This is a genomic window from bacterium, from assembly GCA_023228325.1.
In the GTDB taxonomy this organism is placed as follows: Bacteria; Auribacterota; UBA6266; order UBA6266; family UBA6266; genus UBA6266.
In genome coordinates this window covers 1-9,430 of sequence record JALOBK010000009.1, presented here as the reverse complement: position 1 = coordinate 9,430, position 9,430 = coordinate 1, and the positions used below count along the sequence as shown (strand labels likewise).

Annotated in this window: 12 protein-coding genes; all 12 read left to right on the top strand. The window is 28.7% G+C overall.

The features are described 5' to 3' along the window. Positions 1-1,028: hypothetical protein (locus tag M0R36_10455; protein ID MCK9556215.1), on the top strand; the 1,028-nt coding region annotated here is incomplete at its 5' end. Between the two features lie 8 nt (positions 1,029-1,036). Beyond that, positions 1,037-1,756: a hypothetical protein gene (locus M0R36_10450; GenBank protein ID MCK9556214.1), complete on the top strand. Its 720-nt coding sequence runs from the start codon at positions 1,037-1,039 to the stop codon at positions 1,754-1,756. A 17-nt stretch (positions 1,757-1,773) separates the two neighbouring features. Continuing rightward, positions 1,774-2,880: a hypothetical protein gene (locus tag M0R36_10445; GenBank protein MCK9556213.1), complete on the top strand. Its 1,107-nt coding sequence runs from the start codon at positions 1,774-1,776 to the stop codon at positions 2,878-2,880. Further along, the gene (locus M0R36_10440) at positions 2,880-3,299 is read left to right on the top strand and encodes a hypothetical protein (GenBank protein MCK9556212.1); all 420 of its coding nucleotides are present in this window, start codon (positions 2,880-2,882) and stop codon (positions 3,297-3,299) included. Before M0R36_10445 ends, M0R36_10440 begins: the two co-directional genes overlap by 1 nt. Next, positions 3,292-4,434 (top strand): hypothetical protein, encoded by a 1,143-nt coding sequence (locus tag M0R36_10435; GenBank protein MCK9556211.1) that lies wholly within the window; start codon positions 3,292-3,294, stop codon positions 4,432-4,434. The genes M0R36_10440 and M0R36_10435 overlap by 8 nt, the downstream gene beginning before the upstream one ends. Before the next feature lie 54 nt (positions 4,435-4,488). Continuing rightward, entirely contained in the window at positions 4,489-4,956 is a 468-nt protein-coding gene (locus M0R36_10430) for a hypothetical protein (protein MCK9556210.1), read from the top strand. Next, the gene (locus tag M0R36_10425) at positions 4,956-5,504 is read left to right on the top strand and encodes a hypothetical protein (GenBank protein MCK9556209.1); all 549 of its coding nucleotides are present in this window, start codon (positions 4,956-4,958) and stop codon (positions 5,502-5,504) included. Before M0R36_10430 ends, M0R36_10425 begins: the two co-directional genes overlap by 1 nt. Before the next feature lie 6 nt (positions 5,505-5,510). Continuing rightward, a complete protein-coding gene (locus M0R36_10420; GenBank protein ID MCK9556208.1) occupies positions 5,511-6,557 on the top strand; it encodes a hypothetical protein in 1,047 nt (348 codons plus the stop codon). Next, positions 6,557-7,117, top strand: a complete 561-nt coding sequence (locus tag M0R36_10415; protein MCK9556207.1) for a hypothetical protein — start codon at positions 6,557-6,559, stop codon at positions 7,115-7,117. The genes M0R36_10420 and M0R36_10415 overlap by 1 nt, the downstream gene beginning before the upstream one ends. Beyond that, positions 7,117-7,518 (top strand): hypothetical protein, encoded by a 402-nt coding sequence (locus M0R36_10410; protein ID MCK9556206.1) that lies wholly within the window; start codon positions 7,117-7,119, stop codon positions 7,516-7,518. Before M0R36_10415 ends, M0R36_10410 begins: the two co-directional genes overlap by 1 nt. Beyond that, complete coding sequence (locus M0R36_10405) at positions 7,518-8,432, top strand: hypothetical protein (GenBank protein ID MCK9556205.1); 915 nt, start codon at positions 7,518-7,520, stop codon at positions 8,430-8,432. The genes M0R36_10410 and M0R36_10405 overlap by 1 nt, the downstream gene beginning before the upstream one ends. A gap of 10 nt (positions 8,433-8,442) precedes the next feature. Next, positions 8,443-9,375: a phage baseplate assembly protein V gene (locus M0R36_10400; protein ID MCK9556204.1), complete on the top strand. Its 933-nt coding sequence runs from the start codon at positions 8,443-8,445 to the stop codon at positions 9,373-9,375. The last annotated feature ends 55 nt before the right edge of the window (positions 9,376-9,430 follow it).

The following is a 9,430-nucleotide window of genomic DNA, read 5'->3' as shown; positions in this document are numbered from 1 at the left end:
TAGAGAACAATACTAAATTTGACACTGAAATATTGCAACCAATTATAGATAAAGTTGAGACTAAAATAACTAAAGAAACTTTGTTTGGGTTTAACTCTTTGTCTAAATTCAATGAATATGTGTCCAATCTTATAATGGAAGATAATTATCCCAATATATTAAAAACATCTCCGTTCAATATGGTATATGCCCCAGATGAAGAATTACTATTCTACTGTCTACAATACACTAGGGGTCTTATAAAATCAAAAGGAATTTTAGACAAATCATTATGTGCTCAACCAATTATAATTGGAGAAAAATATAAAAATATTAAATTTATAAGCAGAGAAATTTCTATATTGTTTTTGAGTTTTATAGAAAGTATAATGGATCCTAATTTTAAAGAAGATGTTATGCTCATGCTATCATATAAAGTTTATATGGCACCATATTTTCAGTATGTATTTCTCATTGATGAAAACAAATTAAATGAAGATCTGAAAAATATTTACAACGAACTAAAAATATGGAAAGTTGAATGGAATAAGATGTGGGATACAATTAAAGGAATGAAGATAAAAATAGATGCTAATAAAGATTCATTGACTGACGATATTAAAATAAAAAACATGTTGAGTGGAATGTGTAAAAATAATGGTTTTAATTTGATTGATTATGATAAAAATTTAAACTTTATTGTCAATGTTAAAAATTTTGAAATAAATTTAAAAAATAATTCAGAAGTGATGATGGATAAAGATATTTCAGAATTTCTATCAATAAATAATAACGAACGATTTAAAGAAGTAATAAAGGATATGATTGAAAATAAATTAAATGTGAATGATTCTTTAAAAAATAAAAAAATAACCATTGATGAGTTGGGATTGTTTAGCACTCAGTCTTTAAAGTATTTATACTTATTTGATAAAGATAATTATAAAAAATGGACGAGTGATTTATATTTTGTGAAAACCAAATTAAAAGATTTGGATGAATTATCTTTTTCTGATATATTAACAAAGTTTTTGCCATTTTTAAACTAGGAGGAAAGATGTCTCTTTGGGTTACAGATTTTGATGTTGAAGTTGAACCGAAGAATGAAAAGTTTGAAAACTATGAATCTGAAATAGATTATTATAAATCTATTTTCGACGACAGTAAAATGACTCAGGATGATTATAAATTGGATACTAATGGAATTTTATATCCAGGTTTGAGAAAAGAATCGTGGAGAGAAATTAAATTAGAATTGCCAATGTATAGCAAGGATAAAGTTCCTTTTCTTGCCAAGTTGAGTCTTTACATTTATTTAAAAGCACCATTGTATACCATCTTGTGCGACAATAAAGATGAGCTGTACGACAAACATAATATGGCCGTCAATGTTTGGCCGTATATTCACCAGAGGAAATTTCTGAGAAGACATCTGAGATTGGTGACTAAAAACAGTCCAACGGTTGATATGTTTAATTTTCCAACTGGTTATGTTAAGGATGATGATTGGGATCACTTACATTCTGAATCTTATATGTTTACGAAATCTAGATTAACATTTAAGGATTTTACCGTCCATAATTATGTTGGAAATTTATTCACTTGGGGAATCAGTTCTATGAAAATTGATTATCCTCTCTATAATTTGCTAATGACATATGAATTTATTTCCAGAAGTAAAAAACAAAAATATGTTAGGACATGTGCAATGGGTATTTTTGATTCCAGATTAACTAAGTGGATTAATGACGCAAACAGCGATACTCCAAATCTTTAATAGGCGGGTATTTTAAAATGGCAAGATTAGTGTATGCAGATCAACTACATTTTATAAGCAATATTCTTGGAACATTTCATCAATCAATGCTTGATTTTTTCTTAGATGTTTTTTATCCAAGATTTAAAATTGGAATTATGACAACTGCAGATAATACGATTTTTCAAATTACAAAATATTATGAAAATATGGGAAGAGAGATAACAGGCATTCCTCTTCCCTGTGTTTCATTAGATCCAACTGGGGATTTAGATAATGATGAGAGAACTAATTATTTATGGAGATATAGCAATTTTGGTGGTGGATTTGGTGGGCATTTATATGATCCGATATATGAAGATGAGTATGTTAAAATAACCCCGGTCTATAATAGATATAAAGGGACATACACAGTTTATATGTTTTTAAGTTCCATGGATGAAATGTTGGATATGAAATTAAAATTGATTCAATATTTTGGTGGAAAGGATAGATATTTTTCTCCGGACTATATACACTCATATTTACATATTCCTGCTCCAATTGTCGAATATAGATATGTTAATGACGTTTTAAATATTGATCAGCAATTGGCATGGAATACAAGTTTGCTTGAAAAAAGACTTTTCAGGGTTATAGCTAAAGATGTGTACGCACATCCAATTACACTCAACCCATTAATAAGAATGAGTGGAACTCCATCACCTAGTGCAAATAAGTTTGGAGATTCAAATAATATTCCAGACTATAGATTGGAAACCACATTTGAATATGAAATGGATTTGCCAGTTCATCTTGTGACAAGAGTAGATTATAAATTTGATTTTTCACAGTGTAGGTTTTGGGTTACAGGTCATAATGTTTATGATCCAAGGCAATATGAATATTTAATTGATCGTAGTCAAATGATATGTGACAAAAAAACATATAACAGAAAAGATGTTATGTTTTTGGAACCAGATACAGAAGAAGAAAATGTTGAAATTGATTTGAAATTGGAAATAACAGCAAATAGAATGGTGCAAGTTTTTGATGACGCAACTTTAATGTCACAGGATAAATATTCTGTATTAGGGAATGTATTAACTATAAATAAAGTTTTTGCAAATCATATTTATCATATTTTAATATGGGAGGAAGCGTGATGGGTATTAACACCGATACTTTATTATTTGAATATAGAGAAAATAGAGAAAAAATTAAATCTATGATTTTAGAATTAGAACAACATATAGAAGGCATAAAAACATTAATGCCAACCGATAGCAATGATTTTAGAAGAAATAAACATTTATTGGAAGGAACTTTAAGAACTATAACTGAATTTTATAAATTAATTTTTGATATGAGAAAAGAGATTGGTAAATTGGTAAAGGATGAAATATCAATTGTCGAAAAATTAGATAGTAAAGAAGAAGATGATGATGTGTTCAAAAGAATGTCTATTATTGATAAATTTCTTATTGAAACTGGTGTTACAATAAAAGATATAAATAAAGTTGTAAAGAATAAAAATGATAATACTTTTGTTTCTAATCAAGAGGAGGAAAATAAAGATGAGTGAAAAGTCCGTGTTAAAAAATGTTCAAGAAATGTATGATAATTTTATTGAAAAAGAGGTTGATGATCTAGTTACCGCAAATGATCAAAAACAAACAATCCCAACGGGGATTCAACTACTAGATTTATTTCTTGGTGGTGGTATGGTTGTTGGTGGTTTAAGTTGTGTTGCTGGTAGACCAGGGTGTGGGAAAACAACGCTAGCTGGAAATGTAATCGGTAATGCTCAAAAGGTATATGAAGGGAAGGTTCTTGGATTATATCTGGATTCCGAAAATGCAATGTCAACTTTTAGATTAGCTCAATTGGGAGTTGTTAATCCAAAAATAAAAGTTAGAGAAGCTAAAACAGTAGAACAGGTTTTTAAGATAATTGATACCACGTGTAGATTCCTCGATGAAAATAAAGATAAATTTAATGATTTCAAAACTGTAATAATCTGGGACTCAATTGCAAATACTAAGACAGAAAAAGATTCCGAAAGTGATAATATTAATGACACTATTGGTTTGAGAGCCAGACTATTATCTGCATTGTTGCCAAAATATCTTGATAAACTAGAAAAATATAATATCAGTTTAATTGCAATAAATCAATTTAGAGATAAAATTCAAATGGGTTTATTTAAACAGCCATCAGATCTTAGATATTTATCTGGAGAAAAAATGCTTCCGGGCGGGAATGCGCTTCAATATAATATTTCTCAGTTAATTGAATTAAGAGAATCGGCTATACTGGAAGAAAAGCAATATGGATTTAATGGAATTGTTGTTAGGGCAAAATGTATTAAGAGCAGATTATTTGCTCCAAATATTGAATTTGAAATGATTCTCGATTATAATAGTGGGTTTGATAATTTTTGGACAAATTATAATTTATTGAGAGCCGAAAAAAGAATGACATCGGGAAGATGGAGTAAACTGACTAATCAACCAGAAGCCACTTGGAACGGAACACGTGGTGCGTATTTAAAATATATTGAGGATGCTGAATTCAAAAAAATGTGGGATAAAGAAGTGTCAGATATTATTTCGGAGTTATCAACTAGATATAGACCTCTTCCTGGAGAAGTTAATAAAAATATGAATATAGTGGAAGAAAATATTGATAGTGGCAATGATGTTGTTGATTTGAACTGAAATTTTGAAACTTAACGAACAAAATAAAACAACGTGCCGCTTGGAGGTTGTGCGATGAAAAAGTTTTCTAATACACAACTATCTATTATAACAGAACAGATCTGGAGAAATATAGATAGGATTTTTTCCAATGATGTTAAAAAATTTTTAGAGTCAATGAGTAAATCCGATAGAGTGGATTATTATTTGTGTAAAAGGCAAATAGTACATTCACTCTTGAATTGGTGGAAACAAGAAGGATATAAACCGTTATGTTTTCAACCAGATAAAGCAATATATAGAACAAAAGAACAAGTATATAGTGGATTTTTAGAAAATGTAGATAATAATAAAAATTATAAAGAAAAATTGTTAGAGTGTGCATTATTGAACATGTTAGTTGTACCTAACATTTTACAGTTGACAGAGAATAGCACTGTTAAAAATAGATATAAAAAATCAGAATTACATATTAAATTTATTCGTGCTACCATCAAAGATTGTGTGAATGGTGCACTAAAATACAGCGACATTAATAAATAATGGGAAACAATATAACTAGAATTTTAGATTATGTGAATGGCAAAAGAACAGATAACGATTTTCCGATTATAAATGATAAAAAAATAGATAAAATAATAAACAACAATATAGAAAAAATTATTATAAATGATACTGAACAACTACCTGTAAAAAATAAGGAAGATATAGTTACATTAAATGCCAGATCTAAAATATTTTCTAGTCTAGAATATGAATTAAAAGAATTTGATGTAAACTCAAATACTATTAGAAAAATAATTAAGAATTATGTTGCAGAATATTTTAAATTAAATAAAACAAAATTTAATTATAAAGATATTTCTTTTGAAGATTATGGAATATTAGATGATATATTTTTTCATATATTTTTGGTTTTAAATCAAAAGGATGTGGATTATAATATTTTAAAGGATGTATTTACCAGATTAATAATTTCTGAGATATATTTAGAAAAACAGAGAATAATTTTATTTTCTATTTTGGATAGTAAAATATATTCATTTGATACTGTAATTGAAAAAGATGCTATAAATATTTTCCGGAGGTAATAAGGTATGTTAATGGAATCAAAAGTTGAGTTGAATGCCGATACTATACAGGCAATGTCTGTTTTCACTTTTCCATTTATATATTGGCAAGATATTGATCAAAATATAATTAGTTTTTCGGCAACATATACTGAATTTTTAACTGCGTTATATGGTGCAAATAAATTCAAAAGTATATTTGTTAAAAAAGGTAAGAAAATATTTAATACAAATGCCATAGAAGTTGATCAAGGTTTTTTTTCAATTACTAAAGCATCCGCCGGAAAAGGTGAAGGTGGAGATGGAAAGTACAAAGGTGATAACAGAAAAGAACATGAGAAAGATGATGGAAGTAAAAATAAAATTGAAGTAGATGCTGTCTCAGTTGATAATCTAATAAAGCCAATTATGTTACAAATAAATGTTGGATCTTTAAAAGAGAATTTCATAATGACTATTCAAGCGTTGTCAAATAAATTGAAGTTTGATTTTACTGACACTCTCATAAGAGATGTGAATATAAGTGGTCCTGGAATTTTAAATTATTTATCTAGAAATATCATATCCTTTATCAGAAAGGGTATGAATATTAGTATAAATCAGGTTTTAAAAGGATATCCTCAAGTTTTTGATAAATCAATTGGGACTGAATTATTTTCTAGAAGTTCATTTGGAAAAACTCTCCCGGATATCATGAGAACTGCATATTGCCTGATTGATATTTCACAGTTGCCATCTGAATATAGGGATAAAGTTTTTGATAGAGACACTCTTGTTAATCTGACAAAACTTGGTTGGGCTGGATTTATATTTTATATTCCAGAAAAATCTAGATTGATTTTTATAACCAGAAGAATGACATATGAGCACATCAGCGGTGGAATCACAAGTGCAGTCTCATCCCTAGATTTTGATGTTAGATTTGTCAATTTGAGTATGTTGAAAGCGTTTAATACACTAGCAGATAAAACACAATTTTTCACAAAAGATCAGCTTGATAAAATAATGTCCGAAGTCCCAACTCTTGGTCTTGTTAAAGGATTATCTATAGCAAAGGGTTTGGTGAGCAAATAATGGATCCAAATATTGTTTGTAAGGGCACAACCCCAATGGGGGGACTGCCTTTTCAAAGAAACATATTTTATGATGATAAATCAGAAAAGAGATTTATAAACTCTGTAAAATCTATGGTACGTCATAGTGCTGAATATAAAGAATGGAAAAAGTTTTTAATTCAAGATAGAGGTTTAATAAAATGTCTTTTCACAAATGAAATAATTGATGAATGTACAATTGAATTTCATCATCACCCAATAAGCTTACAGAACATAACGGAAGCCGTTATAGACAAATATTTATCAGAAGAAAAACCATTTTCATCATTTGATATTGCAATTGATATTATGCTTCTTCATTTTAATATGAAAATAGGAATAATTCCAATGGTGGTCACTTTACATGAAAAATTTCACAACGGATATCTGAAGATACCTGTTGATTATGTTATCGGAGATTATAAGTGGTTTATGGAAAATTATACACTGAGAGAAGAAGCATTGGAAGTTGTCAATAAATATTTAATAGTAAAAGGGTCAACTCATATTGGATGGGACTATAATGGAGATAATAAATAATGCCAATTAGCAGAATAGATGTCGATAGCAAAAATAGATCACTGGATATTTTTGATATCACATATTTTAGAAATCAATATCAGATAACTGATAGTTTTTTTGACAGTGGAAGTGTTGTTATTGACAATCCATATATTGAATTATTAGCACAAAATTATGATTTTTTAAGACAAAATTCGGTATTAGTTGATTTAGATAGAAAATATATCTATAGACCAGATTATTTATCTTTCGATATTTATAAAACTGTTAATCTTTGGCATATGCTTTTATTTGTAAATAATTGTTTTTTTATTGAAGAATTTAAATTGGAAAAAGTATATATACCAACAATGGGAGCAGTCAAACAAGTTATGAGAAATTACATAAAGGACGACATAAATGTGGTGCAGGAGGAGTAATGGTTCAGAAGTTTTCACTTGTTAAATTGAAGAATTATTATGATGATGATTATAAAAGATTCTTATTAAGTAACGGGGATAAAGATAAAATTTTATTCAATATGTTGAAGAACACAAAAATAAGAATTTCAAATAAACTTCTTGATAAATTTGTAGATTATCTTATTCAAAATATAGAACAGATTTTTACTGTAAAATCTTTTCGTGGTAAAGGTCGTATTGTTTTAATTTCTGATAGTAGATATCCTCTTAGCTGTTATGTGGCAAAAAGTGGTGAAATATTAATTAATTTTACAAAAAGATTAACAGAATATTCTAAAGCTGAATTAATTTCTATTATATCGTATGGGTTAGTATACTGGGCATATTTTAATGTGCCAGCATTTAAAAATATAAATTTGTGGGTGGATTATCAAGTTTTAATTATACATAGTTTTATGATGAATATGTTTGGGAAATCATATGGAGTATTTAACGATTTGGATTTGGTGAATAACTCTATTTATTTATCAAGTATCCATACTGTCGTGAATCTTTGGGGTCAACCATTCAAGAAACATTATTCTTCTGTTATTTCAAACTATAAGTTGACATCACTGGAGAAATTTCCAGAACTGGTCAAGAGTTCTGTTGATTTGGACAGTTTGAATTTTGATACAATAAAGTGGATAGATTATCTTGATAAATTTGTTTATTTTGGAATTACCATGCAAGCGGTAACATCTAGAATCGCACATCATATGTCACTTGAAGCATTAGTTATGATGGAGTCTTTAGATAGATTTTTCCCATTGATATATGCCTCAATGATATCCGATGCATATGGAAATTTAAGCTATAATCTTCCATATGAAACTGCCATGCAGATGACACTGAAAATTACAAAATATTTGATTTCATCTTTAGAGGTGTAATTTATTTAATATGGAAAAAAAGACGTTTTTTGAATTAGGAACAAACGAAAGAAAATTATCATATGATAATTTTTATAGAGCCATAGTTATTGATGTTAAAGACAAAGAGAAGTTTGGCAGAGTCAAAGTGTTTATTCCAGATTTAATGAAAGAAGATAAATTTAAAAAAGATGAAGGTATGTGGGCATGGCCAGCAAACAATCCAGTTGGCGGAAGAAATAAAAGAGACAATGAAAAGATTTGGTGTCATCATTACGGGACGTGTTATATACCAGAAGATGGAAGTTTTGTTTGGATCTGGTTTGAATGTGATAATCCTAATAGACCGTATTATATGTGCGCCATGGATATTTCTCACAAACCGGTTCCACCAGAAAATCAGTTGGGTGGAAAATGGTGGAGCAAATGGACTATAATGCGAAGCCCTAGGGGAAGAGTTATTATAGTGAGTGATGATCCAGATGATGAAAGAGTTGAATTAACTGGAAAGAAAAGATTGTATGATCCAAAACAAGACGATGCTATTGGAAGTGTTTATACGATAGATAACAATCAGAGCGTTATATTGATGGACGAAAGAAATAGTAAAGAAAAAATTCTTATAAAAGATTATAAAGGAAATTTTATAAATCTTGTTCAGAAAGATGACACATTGCATGTTAAAATGAAAGGTGATTTAAAAATACAAATAGAAAAAGATTCCCATATCACGTTGGAAGGTGATGTAAATATACATGTAAAAGGAAATGTAAAATACAAAGTTGATGGTAATATAACAAAGGAAGTTTCTGGCAAAGAGACAAATAAATTAACAGGATCTTTAGAAATACAATCCGGTGATAAAATTGCAATGGATGGTTCTAATATATATTTAAATAGTGGAGAAGCAAATCCAGATTCTATAACAACAACTCCTGATTTGCCAGAAGGGGAAAGGGAATAATGTCAAAAGCAATTGCTAGAATAAATGATGAATTGGATAGTGGAACATCAACTAT